Here is a 24,028-nt window from a genome sequence, read left to right on the forward strand (position 1 = left end):
TTATATTTTTAGACTTTTTTCATGTTACTTTTATGCGGGATTTATGGTAGGATGGGATCAAGGTCATTTTAAGTACCCAATGTTGTTTTTTAAGTTGAGGAGGTCTATTTAAGCTATGGCAGTGTTTAACGTTAAAAATCTTTGTGAAACAACAAGAGCGAAGCTGAGCGAAGCAATTGCAAAAATGGAAACATTTTTGAATGAACGCTCTCTGCAGCAGCTAAATACAGACAAAGATGAAGCAATGGAAGAATTTTACAAAGGGTATTTATCTGATATTAGACATCTGCTTGTTTTTTCCGAAGTGTCTTACGAGAAGCTTGGCGTGGCTCTCCGCCGTCCCAATTTCAACGTGGAGTATGCCGAAAAGGTTTTGTATGAAGTGTATCATAGCTGCGTAAACAATTTCTTTTATCCCAAAAATGAATGCTACTCCGAGGACGGCAGATATGCTTATACCGGACAGGATGCCATCCGTTTCCGCAAAAAGCCGTCCCGCGAAGTAAGGGATTTGACGATTGAGCTTTCGAAAATTTTCGAAACGCTCCGCGATGAACTGGCTTACTACGAAACTGACTATATCACGCAAAAGCGGATGCAGGGCGAGAAAGTATAATAAAGTCCGCTTGGAATATAATGATAAAGAAGAGATGCTTTCCCAAAGGCATCTCTTTTTGTTTAAGGAGGACTGAATGGTGTCTCGGATCATTCCATTGAAGCAGCTTGCCGAAGAGAGTATCCGGTTGATTCGGTTGAACCAGCACCCGAGCGGAGGGTACGCCGCCTGCCCGTTGTTCGCCCATTACAATTACAGCTGGCTTCGTGACGGAACATTCATCGCCTATGCGATGGATTGTGCAGGGGAGCATGCAAGCGCGGGGCAATTTTACGAATGGGTCAGCCGCATCGTCGAACGAAAGCAGGGACATATTCAGTATTTGCTGGAGAAGCACAACCGCGGCGAGCCGATCGGACTTAACGAATTTTTACATACAAGATATCATTTGGATGGCAGGGATGACGTCACGTCCGAATGGGGGCATTTTCAGCTGGATGGTTACGGAACCTGGTTATGGGGGCTGACGGAGCATTTGAAGGCTAATGGCCATAAGCGGCTTCCGGACCGTTTCCGCTCCAGTGTCGATGTGACGGCGGCTTATTTAAAAGCCTTTTGGAGGCTTCCGAATTTCGACTGTTGGGAGGAGAATGCGGACCACATTCATCCTTCAACGCTGGCCTGTATTTATGGCGGGCTGAAAGGCGTCGCTGAACTGGAGGGCAAGCGCGACCTTGAGGATGTTTGCGGTCAGATTGAGACATTTTTACTCGACCATGCGGTGCATCCGGAGCAAGGCCATTTTGTAAAATTCGTTACCCCAACTCTTGAATCCTCCGCAACCACGATTGGAAATGACGGAGTGGATGCCAGCTTAATGTGGCTCTGCCGGCCCTTTGGTTTGTTTGAGCCGGAACATCCGGTGATGAAGCATACGCTGGCGAAAATTGAAGCGGATCTGCGAACAGATCAGAGCGGGATTCGGCGGTATAAGGCCGATGAGTATTACGGCGGAGGTGAATGGCTGCTGCTTACGGCATGGTACGGATGGGTAAAATTGTCCATGGGCGATCGCCGTGAAGCGGAACAGGCGCTTCACTGGATTGCCTCCAAGGCGGATGAGCAGGGCAGGCTTCCTGAGCAGGTGCCGGATACGCTGGAGGACAGGCATAAATATGACGAGTGGGTTGCGCGCTGGGGACCGCCGGCCGTGCCGCTGTTATGGTCGCATGCGATGTTTCTGATATTGTATCTTAACACCACAACCATTGGATAAGCCGGTGATCGCTGGTTGCTGCAGCAGGAATATCTCCGATCAAAAGAGGCAAGCTAAGTCATAATCGAGGCGGATAAACCGTGGCAATGGATAAGGGTAAGGAATTGCCGCGGATTCCGAGAACCGCCGGGATGCAGACAAACGTATCGCCATACCCGTTGCCGTGCCTTCGAGCCGAAAAAATCGAAATGATCTTTTTATATGAAGGGAGCGATCATGCGTGAAACACAAGCCCGGAGGTAAACGTTCAGGATCAGCCTTCCATCAGGACATACCGCTTCAGCGATTAAAGCAGCAGCAGCTGAACAGAGAGTCCGGTATGAAGGGGAATGAAGAATTTGCTGCAGAATCCTCGCCTCTTCATCTTCTGCAGTTTCGTCGGGAACGGACCAGGACAGCTGCCGCATCCAGAGTGGAACAGCCTGATCCGGCGGCGTCCGCTTCATATCGCTGGTTGGGCTACACTGCACTGATTTTGGCGGTGCTGTCGCTTATGGTGCTCCCGGTGCTGCTGGGCTCGACGGCGGCGCTGATTGGTTTTTTCGCATTCATGCTCGGGCAAAGAACTTTGGGGGCATGGTCGGTTGCGATCGGATTGATTGCTTTGGCTGGTTATTTCGTTTTGATGCCTTTGTTAACTTAAGCCGTTGAAATTTCGACAACATGACTGAAAATATGACTGGATGACAAGCTTAAAAAGGTGTACAATAGCCTTATTGAGATGGTGAGATTGTAAAATCAAGGAGTTTAAGCCCATATGAGTTTGAATCCCGGATCGATTGATCCCAGAACGTTAAAAGAATTGCTGCGGCTTCACATGCTGAGCAAATCCAATCTGCTGTCCCCTGCAAGCGGTTCTTCTGCCGCAGAGGAAAGCGACGATTTCTCCGAGCTGTTGAACGGACTTCTTGCGATGAAAGAACAGCAGGATATACCGCCTGCGGCTTCGTTGAAGCCGGCGTTGATGTCGATGCCGGGCTTTATATCCGGGAACCCGTGGCTTCAACATCGCCTTTCTGCCAGCAGGCCAACCGAATTTGAACCGTATATTCAGGAAGCAAGCCGGCGTTACGGTGTGGAATCGAGCCTGATCAAGGCCGTCATCGATGCGGAATCGTCTTTTAACCCTGATGCGGTATCCCGGGCGGGAGCCAAAGGATTAATGCAGCTGATTGATGCAACGGGGCAAAGTCTGGGTGTAACGAATCCGTTCGATCCGGTACAAAATATAGAAGGCGGCACACGTTATTTATCCACCCTTCTAGTAAAATACAACGGGAATGCCGGTACTGCGCTAGCGGCTTATAACGCAGGTCCGGGGCGGGTGAACCGGCTTGACATCAAGGATGATGATGACCTGGCGGCCAAGCTTCATTTGCTGCCGGCCGAAACGCAGCAATACGTACGCAAAGTGATGGATTTAAAGCAGAAATATGAGGCTATAGTGTGACGGCTATAAGACCAATTTCAGTTTTTCTTTCGCATCGTTATGCCGAAAGGGGAGCGGAAATTGGTCTTTTCTTAGAACTGAAGGAGGAGCTTTTTTTGCTTTACATGGATTACGCGGCGACAACGCCGATGTACGAAGAAGTAATTGACACGATGACGGAAGTGATGAGATCGTTCTATGGCAATCCGTCCTCGCTGTATGCGATGGGAACCGATGCAGAGCAGCTTGTGGCCCGGGCCCGCCAAACCATTGCCGCTAAGCTGCAGTGCGATCCCGGTGAAATTCTTTTCACATCGGGGGGGACGGAGAGCAACAATTTGGCCATTCGCGGCGCGGCAGAAAGATACCGGCACAGGGGAAATCATTTGATTACTACCATGGTTGAGCATCCATCGGTTTATGAAACCTTTCGGAAGCTGGAGAAGGATGGGTATCGCGTCACCTACCTGCCGGTAGACGATACAGGGCAAATTCGCATGGAAGAGCTGGAACAAGCACTCACGGATGATACGATTCTTGTGAGTGTAATGCATGTCAATAATGAAATGGGACGGATTCAGCCCATTGAGCAAATCGGCCGGATGCTTCAACATCGTCCCAAAACACTGTTTCACGTCGATGCGGTGCAATCCGTCGGCAAGCTTCCGGTTATTCCCAAGCAGCTCGGAGCCGATTTGCTGACATGTTCGGCACACAAGCTCCGCGGACCGAAAGGGATCGGCTTTTTGTACTGCCGTCGGGGAGTGGAACTGGAGCCGCTGCTGCTTGGAGGCGGCCAGGAGAAGGGGTTGCGCTCGGGAACGGAGAATGTCCCTGCGATCGTAGGCATGGCCAAAGCCGTACGTATGGCCGTGGAGGAGCAGCAAGCTTTCGCAAAACATACGGCCGGCCTGCGGGAAATGCTCGTTCAAGGCATTGATCGTTTGCCGGAGCTTGTGCTGAGCGGTTCCCGGAACCCGGAGGATATGGCTCCGCACATCGTTCATTTTTCGTTTCCCGGCATGAAGTCGGAAGTACTCGTGCATGCTTTAGAACAAAGAGGCATTTGTGTCTCGGCCCGTTCGGCATGCTCTTCCGCAGCGGAGAAGCCGAGCCGGGTGCTGACGGCTATGGGAGCAAGCGATGCCGCGGCGGTAAGCGGTATACGGCTCAGCTACTCGCTTCAGCAAACACAGGAGGACGTGCGTCGTTTTTGCTCCGCGCTTCAGGAAGTGGTTGCCGAACTGAAACCGGCCGTGTCTTCACAGAAAGGACGGAGAAAATAATTGATGAAACCACAGCAAGCGATTCTCCGGCTTGGGGAACTGACGTTAAAGGGGCGCAACCGGCACCGGTTTGAAAATACAATATTCGAACAAGTGAAACGAACGCTTCGTTCCTTCGAGGCGGTCTCTTACCGGAAGGAATTCGGGAGAATCATCCTTCAGTTGAACGGTACGGACTATGAGGAATTGATGCCTTATTTACGCAAAGTATTGGGCCTTACTTCATTCAGCCCGGTTTATTCCTCTCCCCTTGAATTGGAACGCATACAAGAAACGGCTTTGGGTGTAATACAGTCATTAAAACCGCTGCCCCGAACATATAAAGTAAGTGTAAGGAGAGTAAACAAGAGCTTCCCTCATGATTCACAAGAAATGAACCGTTTGGTAGGGGGCTGCGTTCTACGAGCGTTCCCCGACTTAAAAGTGGACGTGCACCGGCCGGAGGCGGAGCTGAGAGTAGAGATCCGCGAACGGGAGGCGCTGCTTTACTGCCGTGTAGACGAGGGCGCCGGAGGCTTTCCTGTCGGGTCCAACGGAAAGGCCATGCTGATGCTGTCCGGGGGGATCGATAGCCCGGTCGCCGGCTATCTTGCTTTAAGACAAGGACTTCAAGTGGAAGCGGTACATTTTCACAGCTATCCTTACACCAATGAAAAGTCTCAGCAAAAAGTGATCGAATTGGCAAGGAAGCTGGCTGCATTTGCCGGACCCGTCAAGCTCCACATGGTTTCGTTCACATCGGTGCAGACGAAAATCCATGCGGCCTACAATCAAAATTTGCTGATTGCTTTACTGCGGCGCGCCATGCTGCGGATTACAGAGAAGCTGGCGGAGGAAAGAGGAGCCGGAGCGATTGTAACGGGGGAAAGCCTCGGGCAGGTCGCCAGTCAAACGCTGTCCAGTATGAATACCATCGGACGGGCGGTAAGCCTGCCGCTGATCCGGCCCTTGGTATGCATGGAGAAGCGGGAGATCATTCGGGTGGCTGAAGGAATCGGTACGTTCCCGATCTCCATTCTCCCGCATGAGGATTGCTGTACGCTGTTTTTGCCTCCAAGCCCCAGCACGAACCCGAATCTCAGGGTGGTAGAAAGCATTGAAAGCAAGATGACCTGGCTTGAGGACGAGCTGGAAGAAGCCGTTCGAAATACCCGATCCCTGTTGGTAGATGAAGAGGACGTTGTTAATCAAAGAGACAAGTTTGCTTCGTTTTTTTGAAAAAACGGGAGGCATAGTGTCATGATGGAATGGATATTGCTGTTTTTGCAAATTATGCTGATTAACATCGTGCTCAGCGGGGATAACGCAGTAGTCATTGCGCTGGCCAGCCAGAAGCTTCCGCTGGAAGAACGCAAAAAAGCCATATGGTGGGGGACTTTCGGAGCGATAGGGATACGGATCATTCTGACCCTTGCGGCGGTGTACGTTCTTCAGATTCCATACATCCAAACCGCAGGCTCGCTGCTGCTGCTGTGGATTGCCGTCAAGCTGATGATGGATGAGGAGGAACACTCTAACGTAAAAGAGGCTTCTACGCTCGGCAAAGCGATCTGGACGATCATTTTAGCCGATTTCGTTATGAGTCTTGATAACGTCCTGGCCATCGCAGCCAAGGCGAAAGGCGAAATCGGCATTGTTATTCTGGGAATCGCCATGAGTGTTCCCGTGATTATCTGGGGCAGTACGCTTGTGGTCAAGCTGCTGAAAAGATATCCTGTGCTCGTTTTTGCCGGAGCCGGAATCCTTGGTTATACGGCAGGCGAAATGTTTATGGCGGACCATAAGGTATCCGACTGGCTGTTAGGCAGTATCCCCCATTATGTTCTCCCTGTCATTACAACGCTGATCGTCATTGGATCCGGACTTTTGAAAAGGTTCGTTATATCTCCGAGATCATCTTAATCGGCGAGATTGACATTTAGCTAAGCCGTTTCAAGCGTCCATCCAGGTAGGAAAATTTGTTCTTGACAACAAAATGCTTGAATGTTAAGTTGTTAATAATTGTAAAGCACAGCATTCACATGATATGATATTGAAATGATGCTCTGGATTTCATTTGAATACAGCCAATCGGTTAACCGAAGGCTCTAATTAGCTCGTACGCGGACGGGATAATTAGAGTTTTTTTGTTTACTTTTTCAGTATTCCCATGAAAATGCGGCCTAAGGGAGTGTACGGGTATGACATTCAGTTATTTGATCGGACTGCACTGCCCGAAATGCAAGGAACAATATAATGCTGACCAGATCAGGCAGTTGTGTGTGTGCGGGTCCCCTTTGCTTGCGGATTACGATTTGCATGCATTGAAAAAAGAAGTGACACCCGGGCACCTGCAAGGAAGAATCCCTGATTTGTGGCGATATCATGAGCTTCTGCCGGTTAGGGAGAAAAGCCATGTCGTCACTTTGGGAGAAGGGATGACGCCGCTTCTTTCGATGCCGAGGATAGGTTCGGAGATGGGCATTCCGAATTTGCTTATGAAAGACGAGGGGATTATTCCGACAGGCTCCTTTAAGGCCCGGGGGGCTGCTGTGGGCGTGTCCAAGGCGAAAGAGCTCGGAATAAAGGAGCTGGCCATGCCGACCAACGGCAACGCCGGAGCCGCTTGGGCGCTTTACGCGGCCAGAGCGGGTATAAAAGCTTCGATTGTGATGCCTGTCGGCGCTCCTGAGATCACCCGCAATGAATGTGCGATTTCGGGTGCTCATCTTTGTCTGGTGAACGGTCTGATCAGCGATGCCGGTAAAATCATTGGCCAAGCCGTTAAGGAGTACGGCTTTTACGATGCCTCTACATTAAAGGAGCCTTACCGCATCGAAGGCAAGAAAACGATGGGATTGGAAATCGCAGAGCAGCTCGGCTGGAAGGTGCCTGACGTCATCCTTTATCCGACGGGCGGAGGCGTCGGACTCATCGGCATCTTCAAAGCTTTTCGGGAGCTTGCGCAAATCGGCTGGATCGAGGAACGATTGCCCAGGCTGGTCGCCGTACAGGCAGCGGGCTGCGCGCCGATTGTCAAGGCATGGAATGAAAGAAAGCGTGAATCCGAATTTTGGCCCGATTCCGCAACGGCTGCTTTTGGAATCAATGTCCCCAAGGCGCTCGGAGACTTTTTGGTGCTGGAAGCGATTTATGAAAGCGAAGGATGCGCGATAGCGGTGGAAGATGCGGACTTGTTAGAAGAGCAGGGCAGAATTGCGCGCTATGAAGGCGCATTCGTCTGTCCCGAAGGAGCGGCCGCCTTTGCAGCGGCAAGAAGATTAAGGGAGAACGGTTGGATCAGGGAAGAGGATACCGTTATAGCCTTAAATACGGGCAGTGGCATTAAATATCCGGAAACCGTGCGGATCGATGTTCCCATCCTGCAGCCGGGAGAGCGCATAAACCTCGAATAAGAAGGAAAGTGGTCAAGCATGAGCATCAGAGCTGATGTCGTCATTATCGGCGGGGGAATCGTCGGCGCAAGCATAGCGTTTCACCTTGTTCTGGAAGGCTTCAGGCGTATCGTTATTGTCGAACGAACTCATCTCGGCGCCGGCTCCACGGGCAGATCCAGCGGCGTGTTAAGACAGTTTTATACGAACAAGGTGCTGGTTGATATGGCCCGGATCGGCCTGAATTATTACTCCCGGTTCGAGGAGATCACCGGTTCGCCCAGCGATTATACGAAGACGGGCTTTCTATTGGCAGGCAATGAGGCAAACGCGGAAACATTGGGACTGGGATTCCGGCTCCAGCAGGAGCTTGGCATCCGCAGCAGAATGCTGGCAAAAGAGGAAATCATGGAATACCTTCCTTCTTTGCTGAGGACGGACATTACCTTGGGGCTCTATGAGGAGGATGCGGGTTATGCCGATGCCCATGCTTCTTGTCTCGGCTTTATCCGTTATGCAAAGGAGCATGGAGCCGCGATCATGCAGGGAGCGAGGGTTCTGGCTATTGCAAGGGATGCGGATGGAGTCAGCGGGGTCCGTACCGACCGTGATACGATCGAAACCAGAACCATTATCAACTGCGGAGGGCCATGGGCGGCTGCCATCGGCCATTTGGCCGGAATGCATCTGCCCATTGAAACCAGCCGGCATTATAAAGTGGGGATTGCTTTGCCTTCGCCAATGGACAAGCCTTTCCCCATTTTCTCCGACCCTGTCCGTTCCGTTTATATTCGTCCCGATGGAAAGCGCCTTGCGATTCTGGGGTCGAACCATCCGGACGATGTGCGGGAGAAGGTGGACCCGGAGCTGTTCCGCGACGGCGATGACGGCGGCAAAGCGGCGGAACTGTGGTCGAGATGCTCCGACTCCTTATCCCTATTGCAGAACGGCGAGGTTGTGGGCAGCTGGTCGGGGATATATGCCGTAACCCCCGACGGTTTTCCGATTCTGGATAAAAGCGATCAGGTGAAAGGCTTTTACTCGGCATGCGGATTAAGCGGTCACGGATTTAAATTGGCTCCTGCCATAGGCCAGATTGTAACCTCCCTGGTAGCCCATTCCGTCCCCGATCCGCGAGCACGCATGTTCCGGCTCAGCCGGTTCGAGGAGAACGATCTTATCGACTCGGTGACGACAAGCGCGTTGAGCCGCTTAAAGCATGATCAGCCTCATGCTTCGGAGGTGGAGCAATGATAGGTTCTGATTTGTTTCAGGGGGACAAGGTTGGAGACACGCGCGCGCGGTTCATTGATGAGGAGAACGGCGGCCTCGAGCGCGGACTTCGGGAATCCGGCCTGATCCCACGCCTGCGGCATGCGGGCCGGGGGAGCGCCGACCGCTCGGACATCATTGTCACAGGCGGAAGAGGGATAGGTTCGTCGGGGAACTTTCGGCATGTGCTTGAGCTGGCGGAAGCGCTTGGCGGAATGGCGGGAGCCACTCGGGCGGCCGTGGAAGCAGGCTGGATCGAGTACGAGTACAAAATCGGACAGACAGGCAGAAAAGTATTTCCCAAGGTATATGTCGCTTGCGGTGTTTCCGGTGCGGTTCAACACCTAGCCGGAGTACAGGCGGAACTGCTTGTTGCGGTCAACAGCGATCCGGATGCCCCCATTTTTCAGCTTGCGGATTACGGTATATTGGGGGATGTGGAAAAAATCATACCCTTGATCATCCATCTGCTGAATCAACAGGCATAAAAGTAGTTGACAGATCAAAAAGAGGAATAGTATGCTACTAAAGCAACTATATACATAGGAATATTGGGTTATGTTGACCGGAAAGCCGGAGACATTGTGATCCGTTAGATCGAGTTTCATCTAACGGATCATGCTGTCTCTTTTTTCTTTTCCGGCAGCGAAAACAAGAATCCGGAAATGCAGGCTGGCAGCAATAATAGATCGGATAATCAGGAGGCTGGAAGTATGGTTAAATCAAAAAGCATGTATGCGGTATGGCTGTCGGTCATTCTCTTGTTTGTACTTGCGGCGGGCTGCGCCAAAACCGATGGCCCACAAACAGCTTCAGCGCCCGGCAATGATCAGGACGCTTTGAAAGAGGCGAAGGGCGATGGTCCTCTGCAGCGCATAAAGAACAAAGGGAAGCTTGTTGTAGGGGTAAAAACGGACTATAATCCGTTCGGTTATATTGATGAAAAAGGCAATAATGTGGGATTCGAGATCGAAATGGCCAAAGCACTGGCTCAAGATTTGTTGGGGGATGCCAACAAGATCGAATTTGTTTCCGTTACCGGCACGAACCGAATTTCTTATCTGCAAAGCGGCAAAATCGATTTGATCCTTGCCACGATGAGCATTACCGAAGAACGGGCCAAGGAAGTGGATTTCTCCGAGCCGTATTTTAAAAGCGGCGTGCAGCTCCTTGTTAAAGCGGACAGTACCATTCAGGATGTCGCCGACCTGAAAGGAAAAAAAGTGATCGTTGTTCCGGGAAGCACCGGGGATCTCGGCATTGCCAAGCAAGTGCCGGATGCGGAATTGGTCAAGCTGCAAAAAACGTCGGAATCGGTGCAGGCGCTCAAGGATGGAAGAGCGGACGCTTTTGCGCAGGATAATACGCTCCTGTATCCGCTTGCCGGCAGCAACCCGGAATTCAAGGTGGTCGGCAAGCCGTTCGCCGAGCTGCCATGGGCAATCGCGGTCAGGAAGGGCGAGAGCGAACTGGTGGATTGGATCAATGCCAATTTGAAAAAGTGGGAGGATCAAGACTACTTCTACGAACTAAGTGAGCAGTGGATCGCTCCCAAGATGCCCAAGGAGTTTAACCCGAGCGACTTCCTGAGAAGGCCGAAAAAATAAAAGCATCGGATACCGCTCTTAAGCGTATGCTGCAATGATGTCATGGGGGATCAGGTAAAATGGACTTTAAATTCGTCTGGGAACATCTCCCGAGCCTGCTTCGTGGGCTGCAAACCACGGTGTCTGTCTCTTTGATTCAGCTCGTTCTTGTCAATGTTGTCGGGGTGCTGGGGGCGTTGGCCCGTACATCGCGCATCAAGCTGCTTCGTTGGGTGACCGCCGCTTATGTGGAAATAGCAAGGAACGTTCCGGAGCTCGTCCAAATTTATTTTGTTTTTTTTGTGCTTCCGTCGCTTGGTTACAAGTTCAGCGCTTATACGTGCGGAATCATTGCCATGACGTTTTTCGGCGGAGGCTATTTCATCGAAGTGTATCGTTCCGGGCTTGAGGCTGTGCCCAAAACGCAGTTCGAGGCCGCGACCTCGCTTGCTTTAACCAGATTCCAGCGCATGAGGCATGTCATTTTTCCACAGGCGCTCAGGATATGCCTGCCCGCGCTGAACGGTTATTTTTTATACCTGGTAAGGTCGACCTCTTTGCTGGCCGCCATAGGAATTTCGGAGGCGACCTTTGTAGCCCAAGACATAATCGCCATTTATTTTCATCCTTTTGAAATGTTTACCGCGGTAGCGGTCCTTTATTTGCTGATTGTATGGTCACTGTCTTTTGCGCTGAGACGGCTTGAGAATAAATTGAAGTATGAGTTATAAACGGGAGGCACCGTGAATTGGATTGGCATGTGATTATCGATAATTGGCCGTTGCTTTCCAAAGGAGTATGGGTCACCGTTGAAATATTCGTTTATACATTGGTGCTGGGGACGGCGCTTGGCATACCTTTGGGCGTGCTGAGTAATTCGAAGATAGCGGCGGTACGGCTTCCGGTTTTCGGTATAATTGAAGTATTTCGCGGACTGCCTGTCCCGATCACTTTATTTTTCGTTTTTTTCGCTGCGCCTTATGTTCTTCATATCGATATCCCAAGTAAAATTGCCGCCGTATCCGGCTTGACGCTGTGGTGCATGTCTGAGATTGCGGAGGTGGTCAGAGGCGCGCTGCAATCGATTCCGAAAGGACAGACGGAGGCGGGAAAGGCGCATGCGTTAACCTACTTTCAGATTCTTGTCTGGATCTTGCTGCCGCAAGCATTCCGCAGAATGCTGCCGCCTCTGATCGGCATATACAACCGGCTTGCCAAGTCCACTACTTTGGCCGCATTGATCGGCGTCAGGGACTTAATCACCGCAGGACAAATTGTGATCGAGCGTACGATGGCTTCCCTGGAAATTTATCTGTTTATCATCGCTGTATTTTTCATCCTTTGTTACCCGTTTTCTATCGCCTCTTTCTATCTGGAAAAAAAATTGAGCAGGTGACCGCTTCGACATGATTAAACTTGAAAATATACATAAGACATTCGATAACAATCAGGTTCTTAACGGTATCGATTTGACGATCGCCAAAGGAGAAGTTATTGTGCTGATTGGTCCGAGCGGCTGCGGGAAAAGCACGCTGCTGCGCTGCATCAACGGGCTTGAGAGCGTAAGCGAAGGGAAAATATGGATCGACGGCATCGACATCACCGGGAAGCGTGTCAACTGGCAGCGGATTCGGCAAAAGGTAGGGATGGTTTTTCAAAGTTACAACTTGTACCCTCATTTAACGGTGCTTGATAATTTAATCCTTTCACCGGTCAGGGTGCAGAAAAAAACGAAAAAAGAAGCGGTTGAAATCGCCCTTTCGCTGCTGGAGCGCGTCGGGTTGTCCGATAAGCGGAACGCTTACCCGGCTCAGCTCAGCGGGGGCCAGCAGCAGCGGATAGCCATTGCAAGGTCGTTAGCCATGCGTCCCGATGTGATGTTGTTCGACGAAGTGACCTCTGCACTTGACCCGGAGTTGGTCAAGGAGGTGCTGGACGTTATGCTTGATCTTGCGCGGGAGGGAATGACGATGGTCATCGTCACACATGAGATGGGCTTTGCCAAAGCGGCCGCGGATCGGGTCGTTTTTCTCAGCGGCGGAGCCGTTATCGAAGAAGGACCGCCCGAGCTTTTCTTTGAAGCTCCGAAGGACGAACGGGTTAAGCAGTTTCTGAACAGGGTGCTGCATTAGCCGGTGATTCAACGGTTTTGGCATACGGTTCATATGCAAGTTTCTTGCGTTTTTATGTATTTTCCCGTATAATGAAGTGTGAATTGTAGCGTCGGCGCTTACGTCCGACGCTTCTTTTTTGAACGGGCTTCCGAGCGGGGCTTATCATGCCCGCAGAAACAAGCTACATCTGAAGAGAGGGTTATGTGACTTATGCATTCAAGAGAAAAGATAAGAAATATTGCCATCATTGCTCACGTCGATCATGGCAAAACGACGCTCGTAGATAAATTGCTTCAACAATCCGGAACGTTTCGTGAGAACGAAGCCATTCAGGAACGGGCTATGGACTCCAATGATTTGGAGCGTGAGCGGGGCATCACCATATTGGCCAAAAATACGGCTATTCATTATAAGGATTATCTGATTAATATCGTCGATACACCGGGCCACGCCGATTTCGGCGGTGAGGTGGAGCGGATTATGAAAATGGTTGACGGCGTTCTGCTTGTCGTCGACGCCTTCGAAGGCACGATGCCGCAAACGAAATTCGTTTTGCGCAAAGCGCTCGAGCAGCATTTGACCCCGATTGTCGTCGTGAACAAGATCGACCGTCCGAATGCCCGCCCTGCCGAAGTGGTGGACGAGGTGCTCGATTTGTTTATCGAGCTTGGAGCCGATGACGATCAGCTGGACTTCCCGGTCGTCTATGCTTCGGCGTTGATGGGAACCTCCAGTTTGGAGCCCGACCGTCAGGACGGGAACATGCAGGCGTTGTATGATACCATTGTGAACCATATCCCATATCCGAAGGAAGATGTGGAGCAGCCGCTGCAGTTCCTCGTCACGCTGATGGATTATAATGAATATTTGGGACGCATTGCCATCGGTCGGGTTAACCGCGGCAAGGTCCGTCAAGGCCAATCGGTTGCTGTCATTAACCGTGAAGGACAAACCAAGCAAGCGCGCGTTGAGAAGCTGTTCGGCTTCCAGGGCTTGAAGCGTTTGGAGATCGAAGAAGCCGGTGCGGGCGATATCATTGCCATTGCCGGCATCAAAGATATCAACATCGGGGAAACATTGGCCGATCCGGCCCATCCGGAGGCTTTGCCGGTGCTCAAAATTGATGAGCCTACGCTGCAAATGACGTTCCTGGTGAACAACAGTCCGTTCGCCGGACGGGAAGGCAAATGGGTGACGTCCAGAAAGCTGCGCGAGCGCCTGTTCAAAGAATTGGAGACGGATGTCAGTCTTCGCGTGGAAGAGACGGACAGCCCTGACGCTTTCATCGTATCCGGACGCGGCGAGCTGCACCTGGGGATTTTGATCGAAAATATGCGACGCGAAGGATTTGAGCTTCAAGTATCGAAACCGGAGGTTATTATTAAAGAAATCGATGGACAAAAGATGGAGCCGATTGAGCGCCTGATCATTGATATTCCGGAAGAGAGCATGGGCCCGGTGATGGAAAGTCTGGGCACGCGTAAAGCCGAGATGGTCAATATGATCAACAACGGGTCGGGGAATGTACGGCTTGAGTTTCTGATTCCCGCACGCGGTCTGATCGGCTACCGGACTTATTTCTTGACGCTAACCCGCGGGTACGGCATTATGAACCACGCCTTCGACAGCTATGGTCCCTATGCAGGCAGCGGCGTAGGCGGACGTCATGAAGGCGTGCTGATTTCCAGTGAAACCGGCGTCTCCACGTTCTACGGCATGATGTCGGTTGAAGACCGGGGTACACTGTTCCTGGAACCGGGAACGGAGGTTTACGAAGGAATGATCGTTGGCGAACATAACCGCGATAACGACATCATCGTTAACATTTGTAAAGAGAAGCAGCTGACCAACGTTCGCTCCGCTACGAAGGAAGACACCGTCAAAATGAAGACGCCACGCATTTACTCGCTGGAGCAGGCGCTCGAATATTTGAACGACGACGAATACTGTGAAATTACACCGAAATCGATCCGCTTGCGGAAGAAGATTTTGAATAAGAATGAGCGTGAACGGGCTGAGAAACACCGCAAAATGGCGGAAGCCCGCGTGTAATGATCATATGCTTCATGACGAGAGCTCTGAGGGATCAGAGCTTTCTTTTCCATCATGATAGAATAATCGCTCCCGAAGAGAGGTGTATTTTATGACGGATTGGTTTCGTGCTCATCCTTATATCACTTGGGTTCTGATTTTCGTTCTTATCACTTATGTTTACAATAAAGTGTTTCGGGTACGGAAGCTGCCGATCTTAAAAGACGCGATCATCTATTTGATGCTCGCATTAGGCTCCGGCATGCTGCTGTTCTTTCAGTTGGCGGGTCTGCCGATCGTACCGAGCCTATCTGTTGCCGTAGCCTTGATGTTCATGGTGAAGATCCGTTATTTCATTCAGGAGCGGAGCCAGAAAAAGGAATAGAGCCGCCTTGCACAAGGTGTTCGGATGGGAGTGGATCCTATGGCTAAATTTTGGCTGATGCCGGTCCAGTGGGACGGGAGTTACGCTGTGCTGGGTGAAGAAAGGCTGCTGCTGGAGCCGGAACAAGCCCGTATCCGTTTTGTCGAAGCGCTTCGCCCGGTTCATCCCAGGCTGCTGTTAAGCTTTAAGGCGGAGCTGCTGCTCGCCGATGAAGCTCTTGAGGCATGCGGAACAGACGCGCTTCCGTTTGATTTGGGACAAGGACAACCGATCCGTCTTGCAGCCGGTGAACAGAAGGGACAGGAGCCGGAACAGGGGGAAGATTATCCTTTGTCCCATTGTGCCGAAGCGTATTTCAATCGTTTGATGACACCGCAGGAGGCTTTATCCTTGCTGTCGCAAACGGACGCCGGCAAGGAAGCGGAGCCGTGGTTGGAGACAATGCGGCAATGGCTGGAGCAGGGCCGCTTCGTCATTTTGCTGAGAGAGGACTGAAAGCGTTTTGAAATTACAGGATGCGCTGTTCAATTGGCTGCAAATCAGTATCGTCGCTGAAGCTCGTCCGGAAGATCGTGCAGCCGCGGAGACGAAAGCGTTTTTTGAAGTGATCTTGCGGGAAGACCATCACCTGACTCAATTCGGGTATACCGCGGACGATCACGTATACCGGGTTCAATATAAAACAGCGGAGGAACAACGCACACAGCAATTTGACCGTGAGTCCGCAGAGCAGCTGCTGGAGGATATTCGTTCAAACCCGAAATACAATGAATGACATAATCCGTTAAACAGGTAGATAAAATAAAATATTAACAATGGAAAGGAGTGGCCATGACAACTGTTTGTAGCTGTCAGTATTCACGTATGATATAATGAACTCAGCAGCAGGAATAACTGTAGGAGGGGAATCCATGGCCGAAACGATCACAGCTCTTTCGGAACAGCTCTTCGACGCATTGCAGAAGGAATCGTTTGCTTTGTTAAGCACGATTGATCATGAAACCGGTGCGCCGGCCATGAATGCTATTTCCTGGCTTTATGCCAAGGATGAGAAGACCATTCGTTTTGCCGTGGACCAGCGTTCGCGTATCGGAACCAACCTGAAGAAACAACCGCTAGTGAATCTGACCTTCATCGGTGCCGGCTCGGTACATGCTGTTTATGGTACTGCACGTCTTGTTGCTGAAGCATTAGACGGGGTTCCGTTTAAGCTGGCCTGTTATGACATCGACATTTCTGCTGTACGGGATGCCATGTTCTACGGAGCTAGCATTTCCGTTGCGCCTGAATATGAAAAGACGTACGATAAGCGTGCCGCCGAGAAGCTGGACACGCAGGTGTTCGACGCCATGAAAAAAGCCTAGAATCGTTATGCGTTCTAGGCTTTTTTTCTACACAGATCAACGGTTCGGGTTCGTTTGTGGCGGAACCACATCCCGCGGCACTTGGGGAACGATTCTTCCGATAATGGCCGCCATTTCTTCCGCAAATCCGTTGATCGGTCTGCCGTTCATGACATGATCCCTTACGCGGCGCAAACGTTCGGCCAGATCCATATCGGCCGTCACAAGCGCGTCCACCCCATAAGGATCATGCTTTAACGCTTCTGCGACAGACAGCTTGACCGTACCGACTTTGGCTCGATCCATACCTTGCGGTACGTTGATTCCCACGACGGCCGTATTGCCGAATACGACGCAATTGGCGCTCTCCACATTCGGTACACTGCCGGCGATTTGCTCCAGCCTTTGGGCAACGCCCGCGGGATCTGTAATCTCTTTCTTTTGAGGAGCCGTTTGATTAACCTGCACCTGATGGTTTGGATCAACGTTTTGAGGAGGGGCTGCTCCATTTTTTGGTGATTGGGTACAACCTGTTAGCACAGCGGACAACAGCATAATAAGCGCAACAAATTTCCTCACTTGTTTTCGTTCCTTTCTGTTCATGATCTGCTTAGGTTTAGTTTGTCCTGACTGGCTAGTTCCTATGTATTTAGCTTTTACCGAACACCAAACCTGGGAGGGACTCAAGGTGAAAAAAATTTATGTGCTGGATACCAACGTTTTGCTGCATGATCCAAATGCCGTATATGCTTTTGAGGATAATGAGGTGATTATTCCGGCGGTAGTGCTGGAGGAGATCGATTCCAAAAAGCGAAACGCAGACGAACTGGGGCGAAATGCACGCCAGATCTCCCGGATGCTGGACGGCTTGCGGAGCAGCGGAAGACTATTTGAAGGCATTGACCTTGAGAGCGGCGGAAGCTTGAAGGTGGAACTCAATCACAGAAGCTTTGCGAGGCTGCAGGAAGTATTTGCGGATGCGACCAGCGATAACCGAATTCTGGCCGTTGCGCTGAATTATCATTTGGAGGAAAATGAGAAGCCCGAACCGAAGCCGGTTATTCTGGTCAGCAAAGACGTGCTGGTCCGGATTAAAGCCGACGTCCTGGGCATTACGGCGCAGGATTATTTGTCGGACCGGATTGTGAATGTGGCTGATGATATTTATACCGGATATCTTACCGTTCGTGTGCATCCATCCGTTATCGATGAATTTTATACGTACCGCCAGCTGAGCGTCAGCTCTTTAAACTTGACTTACCGGCTGCATCCTCACGAGTTCGTCATTCTAAAAGATGAAATGGGGACCAGCAAATCGGCTCTGCTGAAGGTGAATGCGGATGGCAAGAAGCTCGAGCCGCTCTTTTTGAGCAACGACCCGATCTGGGGCATTGCGGCAAGAAACGCCCAGCAGCGGATGGCTCTGGAACTGCTGCTCAATGATGAGGTTCCTTTGGTTACTTTGACAGGCAAGGCCGGCACGGGAAAGACGCTTTTGACGCTTGCAGCGGGCTTGATGAAGGTGGAAGACGAAAGGAAGTACAAGAAGCTTCTGATCGCCCGACCCGTCGTTCCTATGGGCAAGGACATCGGTTTTTTACCGGGTGAGAAGGAGGAGAAGCTGCGCCCCTGGATGCAGCCGATTTACGATAATCTGGAATATTTGTTCGATACGAAAAAGCCGGGAGATATCGATAAAATATTGGCCGGGCTCGGAAGTATTCAAGTTGAAGCCTTGACTTACATCCGCGGGCGGTCGATACCGGGCCAATTCATCATTATCGATGAGGCGCAGAATTTATCCAAGCATGAGGTCAAAACCATCGTCTCCCGCGTTGGGGAAGGCAGCAAAATCGTTCTTCTCGGGGACCCCGAACAAATCGATCATCCTTATCTCGATGCCTCCAGCAACGGACTTACGTATGTCGTGGAACGTTTTAAAGATCAGAGCATCAGCGGGCATATTATGCTGGAGCGGGGCGAACGCTCCCATCTGGCGCAGCTTGCAGCGGATTTGCTGTAAAGAAAAGCGGGGGAAAGCTTCGCATCCGGTTCAACCCTATAGGCAGCGCAAAGGCAGTTCCCATACCCATCGGCCGCAGCGATATTCTTATCGTCCTGCGGCCGATGTTGTTATGATACGAGATTCATGCGGAGCCTAAACCTTCCTTTTCCCAAAACAAAGCTGCCTATCAGGTTATGACCGGTTTCCTTCAGCAAAGGGGCTTCGCTCAGAAGCTTTTCTTACGGACCGCAGATCCATTCGACGCTGCAGCCGTAGGCACGGGCAATGCCTTCGGCCAGTTCGGCGTGCTGCTTCTCCAGGGTGTAAACCGCGGCGCCGTCATCATCCGAGCTCCAATACGCCAGCAGGTGTTCTTCAAGCTGCGCAGCCGCTTGTTCCGGCTCATAAGCGCGGCTGGACGGCTCTTCCGGCTTATTCAGCTTACATACGACGGCCATATCGGCGTAGAGATAAGCGTTCTCCAGCCGAGTGATAAAACCGTAATCCTCAAAAGAAGGGCTCATTCTCACCGTTGAAGGCAGCAGCAGCAAATCGAACTCCTCGCAGGGTACGGAATACTGGTTCATAATCGGTTTGGCCTGCTCGCGCTCCTGCGGGGTAGAGAAGATCAGAAGCTCCTTATCCCGGTCGAATAGGCTTGCTTTACCGGCCAGCGCTTTTACAATTTGTGCGTAGTAACCCGCCCGCTTGTCCTCAGGAAGATCCATAGCCAAACCGAATTTCATTTGTAATCCTGTCATACCTGCCGTTCCTCTCTTTCCGTTTGTTTCTTATTTCACCATTATGAACAAAAAAAGCCGGCCGGTGCAACCTTTGCGTTACAAGGCCAGCTTCAGCATGATGCTAAGCTTTCCTTCCTCGATTTTCACCCCCGTCACTTGGAGAAACGATGCGATGTTTTGCGGATAAAGTCCCAAATCGAAGTCTTTCTCCAAGGCATCGATCGTCGTGGAGGGCAGCATATAGCCGTTGAACTGCAGCTCTGTAATCCGAAAACGCAAAAACGCTCCATTTCGGCGATCGTCCCTGGAAGCCAGCTCGTAGCTGCCGGACATCTGCACGGAGATGCCGTCCCGGCTTCCGGCAGCCGTCATCTTGTCAGGCGCGAACCGGAACGTCATATCCGTGAACAGCTCGTGTTTTTGCCTTAAATAGTCGTTCAGCTCCCGGTCGGACATCTGAAAAGTATAGTTAAATCCATTCATGATCAAATTATTGCCCGAGCCTGACCCGGAGGTCACCAGTTCAGGCAGCTGCTCCAACGCATCCCCCAGCGCCTGAAAGTAGGTTCTGAGCATCGGCACACCCTTGTCATGCCATAAGCGGTTTAGTTCCAGCATCTGCTGCTGAAGCTGAACAGCTGTTTCTTTATTTTCTGCCAGGGTATCGTCCACTTCCTGCTGCAAAGCCGCAAGACGCGTCCGCTGCTCCTGATAATTCGATTTGGTTTGCCGCAGTCCGGTTTGCGCCTTGGTCAGCCTGTCTTTCACTTCCGTTAACTGCCGCCAGGTCTCGGTGTGACGCCTGAGCGCTTGCTGATCGTTTTTTAGAATCATTTGCAGGTAGTCCAACGAGGCCAGCGCTTCGGAGAAGCTGCGGATCGTAAACAGCAAAGCCCAAAGCGAATCCCGGTCTCCCATGTAATAAGCGCGAATGACCTTGGCCGCGTGGGCCCTCGCCTCGGCCGACGACGCTTCGGCCAGCTTAAGCTGTTCTTCGGCGGTCTTGAGCTCCTCCTGCAGCTTTGCCTCTTGTTCCGTTATGCGCATGAGCTCCTGGTCGATCTCGTAGATCGTCAGACCTTTTTGCAGCAATTCTTTGTTTTCCTGAATCGTTTCGGCCTTCGCGATTGGGAATCCCAAGCCAAGAACGCACCAGCCAACCAGAATAAAACCAGTGATGGCTCGTCTTAATTGTCTTAATGGCGATGTCACCCGAGTTTCCCTCCCATCCTCTCACCTAAAGATTATCATACGAATGGGAAAATGATGACAAAAAAATGGCTTTGACACGGAAATCGGCGAAAAGCAGCGGAAAGATATTATCATTTGGGCGCCGCGGGGAGAAGCCGAAGGATATCCTGGTGACTCTTCACCTGTTTCGGCTCTTCTTTGGTAAAATTCGGCGTCTGGTTCACATCGTCTATCTGTTGTGTCCATTCGATCACGCTCACCGCTTTGCCGCTCTTTTTATCCGTAAAGCTCAGCTTGCCGGATTGCTCACGGATAAAGCCCTGTTCATCGATCACGGTGCTTACGGAAGAGGGCGCGGCCGGACTCCATTGCTCTGCAAAGATGCCGGAAGCAAGCCCGCGATCGGCATTCCATGGGCTCTGAGCATTCTCAAGCTGGAGCATAATATATTCATCCGTTGGACTGATCGCTGGCAAGTGCAGGTACATTTTGTTATCTTTAAGAAGGACCGGCAGTACAATCGGCGATACTGCGCCCTTTGGCGTCAGGGTGAACGTCGCTTCCATTCGGACCGGTTCCGGGAGCGAGACCATCCCTTCATATTGAATTGTGCTTTCCTTAAACAAAGCTAGCATTGCGGCTGTCATTGGCTGCGCTCCCTGAAAGAGGGAGGGGTCGAGCTGAAGGTTGGCTTGGCCGGAGAATCGGTAGCTATGTACCTGTTTTTGCTTGGCTGCGGCCTGCAGCAGATCTTGCTTCAGCTGTTCATGATCCGTGCATCCGGCGGCAAGGACAAGGATACAGCATAGAAGCAGTAAAGGTAACATTTTTCGAGTAATCAGCAAGGTTGCGCTCCTTCCAGTGTCGTCTTCATATATCGGGCAGGAGATGCTTTGTCTGTAATTAAAATCGCGTGATACTTGGAGGGCATATGCATATGGAACCATCAGGAGGCCGCGAGCTTCTGGCGATCATCCGCGAACGTATGGAGAAACGCAAGGAGCGGGCCATCTCGTTTTTTGAATACATGGACTTGTGTCTATATCATCCGGATTACGGCTACTATATGAAAGAGAGGACAAAAATCGGAAGAGACGGTGATTTCTATACCGCTGCTTCTGTAGGTACGCTGCTGGGGGAGGTATTGGCGCAATATGTGAGCCGAAGAGCGTCCGGTCAATCGGGACCGATCTGCCTGACCGAGTGGGGCGGAGGCCGGGGCATGCTGGCGCTGCATCTGCTCAACGCCCTTCAGCTGTCTTCTCCGGATCTGTACGACAGGCTTCAGTATATCAGCATAGAGGCGAGTGCCTATCACCGGAGGCTTCAGGCTGAGACGCTGGCGCCGCATATAGAGAAGGTGCGCTGGCTGATGGAAGACGAGTGGGTGGAGGAAGGTCCTTGGAAGGATTGCGTTGTGTTTTCCAATGAGCTCCCGGATGCCCTGCCGGTGCATCGCATTACATATCGGAAAGACGGTTGGATGGAAACCTTCGTAGCGTGGGACGATCGGGAACAGACGCTGGTAGAACGGGAGATGCCCGTGACGGACCAAGGGCTGCTGGATTTTATCTCCAAAGAACAGATGCCTATGCGGGAAGGACAAAGGTTTGAGGCGGGACTTGCGTCCGTACGGTGGCTCAAAAACGTAGCCGCGGGCTTGGGAGAACGGGCCGAGCTGATTACGATCGATTACGGAGATGTCCGGGAAGAGCTTTATGCCCCGCATCGCATGAATGGAACGTTCCTGTGCTACCGGAAGCATCAGGCTTATGATCTGCCTTTGTTGTATCCGGGCGAGCAGGATATGACCTCTCATGTTAATTTCAGTACGCTGATCGATGCAGGGCGGGAGTGCGGCCTAAATCAATTCCAGTTGATGACCCAAAAGCAATTTTTGGTGGAAAACGGATTATTGAACAGGCTGCAGCCGCACGATGCCGCCGATCCGTTCTCTCCGGCAGCCAAGCGAAACCGCGCCATACGACAACTGCTGATCAGCGATCAAATGAGCGAGCTGTTTAAGGTGCTGATCCAAAAAAAAGGTGAACCGCAGTAAAAAACGGTTCACCTTTAGCGTTATGCGATAGCGGTTTCGTTTCAGGATTATACGGACATTTTGAAGAATGACCAGTACGTAAATCCGGTAAACGAAAGAATCATGTACCCCCAAAAAATCAATATGTAGGCACGTTCGGACAATTTCATGTATCCTAACAGTACGAAAATCGCCGTTTGGGCGAAAAAGATCATAGCGAACGGAATCATCTCCCCGGCCAGCGCGGCTAGTCCGATGACAAGCGTCCAAAAACCGAGAACACGAAACATGCGATCCATTCTGCAGCCCCCTCTCTTCCATCACAATACGTTGCATTTTTTACGTTACTACTCAACATTATAGCGAAACCGGATTGACGTGTAAACGTCCAAACGGTGACGAAATTAAGTCAATTTATGCCCGCTTGATAAATATCATCCCCATTTTTGAATAAAATGATGTATGACCTCCTGTAAAAATGGCAATACAAATTACTAGAAAAGTATTCTATGAACTCTACCATGGGCATAGAGATAAAGTAACGCAATATTTCATGCACTGCCTATCATAGATGTGGATGAACCTATAGTGGTTAGGAGGACGGCTTTGATGACTGCAATCAGACAAGATGCATGGAGCGAGGAAGACGATTTAATATTGGCGGAGGTGACGTTAAGGCATATCCGGGAGGGCAGCACTCAGCTCTCCGCTTTCGAAGAAGTTGGTGAGAAGATCGGTAGAACCGCGGCAGCCTGCGGCTTCCGTTGGAATAGCTTTGTCAGAAAAAAATACGAAGCGGCGATCCAAATCGCCAAGGCACAGCGGCAAAAACGCAACCAGCAAAGAAAGCATACGGGCTCATTTGCTACCGTGGCGGGCGGCGCTATCGCAGGTCCTTTAGTGGAAGGAGGCTCCGTCCGCAGCGACGGCATCGTAGAAGAGCTGTCCATCGACGCGGTGATCCGGTTTTTGCGGCAGTGGAAAGGAAGCTATCAAGAAATGGTCCGCCATGTGCGGCAGCTGGAAAAAGAAGTGAATGAGAAGCAGGATGAGCTGGAGCGGCTTCGTACGATCAATGACGAGCTAAGCAGGAAGGTCAGCGATGTTTCCACCGATTATCGTGTGGTCAATGACGATTATAAAGCTTTGATTCAAATCATGGACCGAGCGAGGAAGCTGGCTTTTCTCACGGAGGAAGAAGAGGAGATCAAGGCGCGTTTTAAAATGGATGAGAACGGAAATCTCGAACGGATTGAATAAGTCCGGCGAAGAGACCGCATATCCGACAATTCCTACATAAGCATCCCCCTGGACGTTTTCAGCGTTTGGGGGTTTTTTTGTTACGGCTTCCGTTTTTTTTGTTATGATAGAGTTCAGATAGCCGTTTACAATAAAAGGA

At 51.1% G+C, this 24,028-nt stretch carries 27 protein-coding genes; 22 read left to right on the top strand and 5 right to left on the bottom strand.

Features of this window, described 5'->3' with window-relative positions; all coding sequences use genetic code 11:
- Positions 1-115: 115 nt before the first annotated feature.
- The 19 genes from IJ22_RS04605 (at position 116) to IJ22_RS04695 (ending at position 16,673) form a co-directional block, all read left to right on the top strand.
- Positions 116-616: a YpuI family protein gene (locus tag IJ22_RS04605; protein WP_062407587.1), complete on the top strand. Its 501-nt coding sequence runs from the start codon at positions 116-118 to the stop codon at positions 614-616.
- Between the two features lie 76 nt (positions 617-692).
- Positions 693-1,832 carry a glycoside hydrolase family 15 protein gene (locus tag IJ22_RS04610; protein WP_062407589.1) on the top strand — a complete coding sequence of 380 codons (1,140 nt, stop codon included), beginning with the start codon at positions 693-695 and terminating at the stop codon, positions 1,830-1,832.
- Between the two features lie 220 nt (positions 1,833-2,052).
- Complete coding sequence (locus IJ22_RS04615; RefSeq protein ID WP_062407591.1) at positions 2,053-2,475, top strand: hypothetical protein; 423 nt, start codon at positions 2,053-2,055, stop codon at positions 2,473-2,475.
- Between the two features lie 114 nt (positions 2,476-2,589).
- On the top strand, positions 2,590-3,282 hold the full coding sequence (locus IJ22_RS04620; protein WP_062407593.1) for a lytic transglycosylase domain-containing protein: 693 nt from the start codon (positions 2,590-2,592) through the stop codon (positions 3,280-3,282).
- A gap of 95 nt (positions 3,283-3,377) precedes the next feature.
- Entirely contained in the window at positions 3,378-4,547 is a 1,170-nt protein-coding gene (locus tag IJ22_RS04625; RefSeq protein ID WP_062410859.1) for a cysteine desulfurase family protein, read from the top strand.
- 3 nt (positions 4,548-4,550) lie between these two features.
- On the top strand, positions 4,551-5,765 hold the full coding sequence (thiI, locus tag IJ22_RS04630; protein WP_201023592.1) for a tRNA uracil 4-sulfurtransferase ThiI: 1,215 nt from the start codon (positions 4,551-4,553) through the stop codon (positions 5,763-5,765).
- A 21-nt stretch (positions 5,766-5,786) separates the two neighbouring features.
- Positions 5,787-6,449, top strand: coding sequence for a TerC family protein (locus IJ22_RS04635; RefSeq protein ID WP_062407597.1), 663 nt, complete (start codon positions 5,787-5,789; stop codon positions 6,447-6,449).
- Between the two features lie 278 nt (positions 6,450-6,727).
- The gene (locus tag IJ22_RS04640; protein ID WP_062407599.1) at positions 6,728-7,942 is read left to right on the top strand and encodes a threonine synthase; all 1,215 of its coding nucleotides are present in this window, start codon (positions 6,728-6,730) and stop codon (positions 7,940-7,942) included.
- Between the two features lie 18 nt (positions 7,943-7,960).
- Positions 7,961-9,175: an NAD(P)/FAD-dependent oxidoreductase gene (locus tag IJ22_RS04645; RefSeq protein WP_062407601.1), complete on the top strand. Its 1,215-nt coding sequence runs from the start codon at positions 7,961-7,963 to the stop codon at positions 9,173-9,175.
- A complete protein-coding gene (locus IJ22_RS04650; protein WP_062407603.1) occupies positions 9,172-9,681 on the top strand; it encodes an electron transfer flavoprotein subunit alpha/FixB family protein in 510 nt (169 codons plus the stop codon). Before IJ22_RS04645 ends, IJ22_RS04650 begins: the two co-directional genes overlap by 4 nt.
- 225 nt (positions 9,682-9,906) lie before the next feature.
- Positions 9,907-10,800, top strand: coding sequence for a transporter substrate-binding domain-containing protein (locus IJ22_RS04655; RefSeq protein WP_062407605.1), 894 nt, complete (start codon positions 9,907-9,909; stop codon positions 10,798-10,800).
- A 59-nt stretch (positions 10,801-10,859) separates the two neighbouring features.
- On the top strand, positions 10,860-11,510 hold the full coding sequence (locus tag IJ22_RS04660) for an amino acid ABC transporter permease (RefSeq protein WP_062407607.1): 651 nt from the start codon (positions 10,860-10,862) through the stop codon (positions 11,508-11,510).
- A 17-nt stretch (positions 11,511-11,527) separates the two neighbouring features.
- Positions 11,528-12,175, top strand: coding sequence for an amino acid ABC transporter permease (locus IJ22_RS04665; protein WP_062407609.1), 648 nt, complete (start codon positions 11,528-11,530; stop codon positions 12,173-12,175).
- A gap of 10 nt (positions 12,176-12,185) precedes the next feature.
- Positions 12,186-12,911, top strand: coding sequence for an amino acid ABC transporter ATP-binding protein (locus IJ22_RS04670; RefSeq protein ID WP_062407611.1), 726 nt, complete (start codon positions 12,186-12,188; stop codon positions 12,909-12,911).
- Between the two features lie 192 nt (positions 12,912-13,103).
- Positions 13,104-14,945 carry a translational GTPase TypA gene (typA, locus tag IJ22_RS04675; protein ID WP_062407613.1) on the top strand — a complete coding sequence of 614 codons (1,842 nt, stop codon included), beginning with the start codon at positions 13,104-13,106 and terminating at the stop codon, positions 14,943-14,945.
- A gap of 91 nt (positions 14,946-15,036) precedes the next feature.
- Complete coding sequence (locus tag IJ22_RS04680; protein ID WP_054819407.1) at positions 15,037-15,309, top strand: YlaH-like family protein; 273 nt, start codon at positions 15,037-15,039, stop codon at positions 15,307-15,309.
- Positions 15,310-15,348: 39 nt separating this feature from the next.
- A complete protein-coding gene (locus IJ22_RS04685; RefSeq protein WP_062407615.1) occupies positions 15,349-15,804 on the top strand; it encodes a hypothetical protein in 456 nt (151 codons plus the stop codon).
- A 7-nt stretch (positions 15,805-15,811) separates the two neighbouring features.
- Entirely contained in the window at positions 15,812-16,084 is a 273-nt protein-coding gene (locus tag IJ22_RS04690; protein ID WP_062407617.1) for a hypothetical protein, read from the top strand.
- A gap of 136 nt (positions 16,085-16,220) precedes the next feature.
- Entirely contained in the window at positions 16,221-16,673 is a 453-nt protein-coding gene (locus IJ22_RS04695) for a pyridoxamine 5'-phosphate oxidase family protein (RefSeq protein WP_062407619.1), read from the top strand.
- A 36-nt stretch (positions 16,674-16,709) separates the two neighbouring features.
- Here IJ22_RS04695 and IJ22_RS04700 read toward each other — a convergent pair whose 3' ends face one another.
- Entirely contained in the window at positions 16,710-17,231 is a 522-nt protein-coding gene (locus IJ22_RS04700) for a YhcN/YlaJ family sporulation lipoprotein (protein WP_062407620.1), read from the bottom strand.
- Positions 17,232-17,340: 109 nt separating this feature from the next.
- Here IJ22_RS04700 and IJ22_RS04705 point away from each other — a divergent pair, with 109 nt between their 5' ends.
- Positions 17,341-18,675: a PhoH family protein gene (locus tag IJ22_RS04705; RefSeq protein WP_054819409.1), complete on the top strand. Its 1,335-nt coding sequence runs from the start codon at positions 17,341-17,343 to the stop codon at positions 18,673-18,675.
- A gap of 221 nt (positions 18,676-18,896) precedes the next feature.
- Here IJ22_RS04705 and IJ22_RS04710 read toward each other — a convergent pair whose 3' ends face one another.
- The 3 genes from IJ22_RS04710 to IJ22_RS04720 form a co-directional block, all read right to left on the bottom strand.
- The gene (locus tag IJ22_RS04710) at positions 18,897-19,418 is read right to left on the bottom strand and encodes a hypothetical protein (protein ID WP_082660682.1); all 522 of its coding nucleotides are present in this window, start codon (positions 19,416-19,418) and stop codon (positions 18,897-18,899) included.
- 78 nt (positions 19,419-19,496) lie between these two features.
- Positions 19,497-20,612, bottom strand: a complete 1,116-nt coding sequence (locus IJ22_RS04715; protein WP_062407622.1) for a hypothetical protein — start codon at positions 20,610-20,612, stop codon at positions 19,497-19,499.
- Between the two features lie 110 nt (positions 20,613-20,722).
- Positions 20,723-21,436, bottom strand: coding sequence for a hypothetical protein (locus tag IJ22_RS04720; protein ID WP_145862497.1), 714 nt, complete (start codon positions 21,434-21,436; stop codon positions 20,723-20,725).
- Positions 21,437-21,528: 92 nt separating this feature from the next.
- On the opposite strand from IJ22_RS04720, the gene IJ22_RS04725 reads away from it, so the two are divergent.
- Complete coding sequence (locus IJ22_RS04725) at positions 21,529-22,650, top strand: class I SAM-dependent methyltransferase (protein WP_235594255.1); 1,122 nt, start codon at positions 21,529-21,531, stop codon at positions 22,648-22,650.
- Between the two features lie 47 nt (positions 22,651-22,697).
- On the opposite strand, the gene IJ22_RS04730 is transcribed toward IJ22_RS04725, so the two are convergent.
- Positions 22,698-22,928, bottom strand: a complete 231-nt coding sequence (locus tag IJ22_RS04730; protein WP_062407630.1) for a DUF2626 domain-containing protein — start codon at positions 22,926-22,928, stop codon at positions 22,698-22,700.
- 310 nt (positions 22,929-23,238) lie between these two features.
- Between IJ22_RS04730 and IJ22_RS04735 the strand changes: the two genes are divergently transcribed.
- Positions 23,239-23,889, top strand: coding sequence for an RsfA family transcriptional regulator (locus IJ22_RS04735; protein ID WP_062407632.1), 651 nt, complete (start codon positions 23,239-23,241; stop codon positions 23,887-23,889).
- The last annotated feature ends 139 nt before the right edge of the window (positions 23,890-24,028 follow it).

It is taken from the genome of Paenibacillus naphthalenovorans (assembly GCF_001465255.1).
In the GTDB taxonomy this organism is placed as follows: domain Bacteria; phylum Bacillota; class Bacilli; order Paenibacillales; family NBRC-103111; genus Paenibacillus_G; species Paenibacillus_G naphthalenovorans.

Bases quoted from the DNA above. Each gene is read 5' to 3' on its own strand.
- IJ22_RS04640 (WP_062407599.1), top strand. From the start codon at position 6,728: ATGACATTCAGTTATTTGATCGGACTGCACTGCCCGAAATGCAAGGAA.
- IJ22_RS04645 (WP_062407601.1), top strand. From the start codon at position 7,961: ATGAGCATCAGAGCTGATGTCGTCATTATCGGCGGGGGAATCGTCGGC.
- IJ22_RS04660 (WP_062407607.1), top strand. From the start codon at position 10,860: ATGGACTTTAAATTCGTCTGGGAACATCTCCCGAGCCTGCTTCGTGGG.
- IJ22_RS04735 (WP_062407632.1), top strand. From the start codon at position 23,239: ATGACTGCAATCAGACAAGATGCATGGAGCGAGGAAGACGATTTAATA.
- thiI (WP_201023592.1), top strand. From the start codon at position 4,551: ATGAAACCACAGCAAGCGATTCTCCGGCTTGGGGAACTGACGTTAAAG.
- IJ22_RS04695 (WP_062407619.1), top strand. From the start codon at position 16,221: ATGGCCGAAACGATCACAGCTCTTTCGGAACAGCTCTTCGACGCATTG.
- IJ22_RS04670 (WP_062407611.1), top strand. From the start codon at position 12,186: ATGATTAAACTTGAAAATATACATAAGACATTCGATAACAATCAGGTT.
- IJ22_RS04680 (WP_054819407.1), top strand. From the start codon at position 15,037: ATGACGGATTGGTTTCGTGCTCATCCTTATATCACTTGGGTTCTGATT.
- IJ22_RS04605 (WP_062407587.1), top strand. From the start codon at position 116: ATGGCAGTGTTTAACGTTAAAAATCTTTGTGAAACAACAAGAGCGAAG.
- IJ22_RS04610 (WP_062407589.1), top strand. From the start codon at position 693: ATGGTGTCTCGGATCATTCCATTGAAGCAGCTTGCCGAAGAGAGTATC.
- IJ22_RS04620 (WP_062407593.1), top strand. From the start codon at position 2,590: ATGAGTTTGAATCCCGGATCGATTGATCCCAGAACGTTAAAAGAATTG.
- IJ22_RS04685 (WP_062407615.1), top strand. From the start codon at position 15,349: ATGGCTAAATTTTGGCTGATGCCGGTCCAGTGGGACGGGAGTTACGCT.
- IJ22_RS04725 (WP_235594255.1), top strand. From the start codon at position 21,529: ATGGAACCATCAGGAGGCCGCGAGCTTCTGGCGATCATCCGCGAACGT.
- IJ22_RS04650 (WP_062407603.1), top strand. From the start codon at position 9,172: ATGATAGGTTCTGATTTGTTTCAGGGGGACAAGGTTGGAGACACGCGC.
- IJ22_RS04710 (WP_082660682.1), bottom strand. From the start codon at position 19,418: ATGACAGGATTACAAATGAAATTCGGTTTGGCTATGGATCTTCCTGAG.
- typA (WP_062407613.1), top strand. From the start codon at position 13,104: ATGCATTCAAGAGAAAAGATAAGAAATATTGCCATCATTGCTCACGTC.
- IJ22_RS04655 (WP_062407605.1), top strand. From the start codon at position 9,907: ATGGTTAAATCAAAAAGCATGTATGCGGTATGGCTGTCGGTCATTCTC.
- IJ22_RS04635 (WP_062407597.1), top strand. From the start codon at position 5,787: ATGATGGAATGGATATTGCTGTTTTTGCAAATTATGCTGATTAACATC.
- IJ22_RS04730 (WP_062407630.1), bottom strand. From the start codon at position 22,928: ATGGATCGCATGTTTCGTGTTCTCGGTTTTTGGACGCTTGTCATCGGA.